The organism is Bacillus sp. GW823-FHT06A10, assembly GCF_058795375.1.
The window spans coordinates 1-799 of sequence record NZ_JBXAHT010000019.1 but is presented as its reverse complement, the minus strand read 5'-3'; the positions used below and the strand labels follow the sequence as shown (position 1 = coordinate 799).

At 53.3% G+C, this 799-nt stretch carries 8 tRNA genes; all 8 read right to left on the bottom strand.

The features are described from left to right. Window positions 1–16 precede the first annotated feature (16 nt). The 8 genes from AC1Q8M_RS27845 to AC1Q8M_RS27810 all read right to left on the bottom strand — a co-directional run bounded on the left by AC1Q8M_RS27845 (window position 17) and on the right by AC1Q8M_RS27810 (window position 799). Window positions 17–93, bottom strand: a tRNA-Met gene (locus tag AC1Q8M_RS27845). Between the two features lie 19 nt (window positions 94–112). Continuing rightward, window positions 113–205: transfer RNA gene (locus AC1Q8M_RS27840), tRNA-Ser, on the bottom strand. Window positions 206–257: 52 nt separating this feature from the next. After that, window positions 258–350, bottom strand: a tRNA-Ser gene (locus AC1Q8M_RS27835). 20 nt (window positions 351–370) lie between these two features. Further along, window positions 371–443 (bottom strand) — tRNA-Ala (locus tag AC1Q8M_RS27830). Window positions 444–458: 15 nt separating this feature from the next. Next, a tRNA-Pro gene (locus tag AC1Q8M_RS27825) sits at window positions 459–532 on the bottom strand. Window positions 533–542: 10 nt separating this feature from the next. Next, a tRNA-Arg gene (locus AC1Q8M_RS27820) sits at window positions 543–616 on the bottom strand. A 3-nt stretch (window positions 617–619) separates the two neighbouring features. Next, window positions 620–708 (bottom strand) — tRNA-Leu (locus AC1Q8M_RS27815). Between the two features lie 16 nt (window positions 709–724). After that, window positions 725–799 (bottom strand) — tRNA-Gly (locus AC1Q8M_RS27810).

Here is a 799-nt window from a genome sequence, read left to right as displayed (position 1 = left end):
ACACCACGGGACCATTTGGTTGCGGGGACAGGATTTGAACCTGCGACCTTCGGGTTATGAGCCCGACGAGCTACCGTGCTGCTCCACCCCGCGACAATATTAAATTAAAAAATGGAGGAGGTAGAGGGATTCGAACCCCCGCGCGACTCTCGCCGCCTGTCGGTTTTCAAGACCGATCCCTTCAGCCGAACTTGGGTATACCTCCATGAAGGAAAAAATAAATATTTATTATTATATGTCTAAACCATTTTTAAAAATGGAGGAGGTAGAGGGATTCGAACCCCCGCGCGATTCTCACCGCCTGTCGGTTTTCAAGACCGATCCCTTCAGCCGAACTTGGGTATACCTCCAAGACATATATTAAATAAAGTGGAGCCTAGCGGGATCGAACCGCTGACCTCCTGCGTGCAAGGCAGGCGCTCTCCCAGCTGAGCTAAGGCCCCATGTTTTTGGGAATATCGGGAAGACAGGATTTGAACCTGCGACCCCCTGGTCCCAAACCAGGTGCTCTACCAAGCTGAGCCACTTCCCGTTAATAAAAGCGCGCCCGAGAGGAGTCGAACCCCTAACCTCTTGATCCGTAGTCAAACGCTCTATCCAATTGAGCTACGGGCGCATATGGTGCCGAGGGCGGGGGTCGAACCCGCACGGTGGTCACCCACCGCAGGATTTTAAGTCCTGTGCGTCTGCCTGTTCCGCCACCCCGGCATGTCATATTGAAAATTGGAGCGGAAGACGGGATTCGAACCCGCGACCCCAACCTTGGCAAGGTTGTATTCTACCACTGAACTACTTCCGC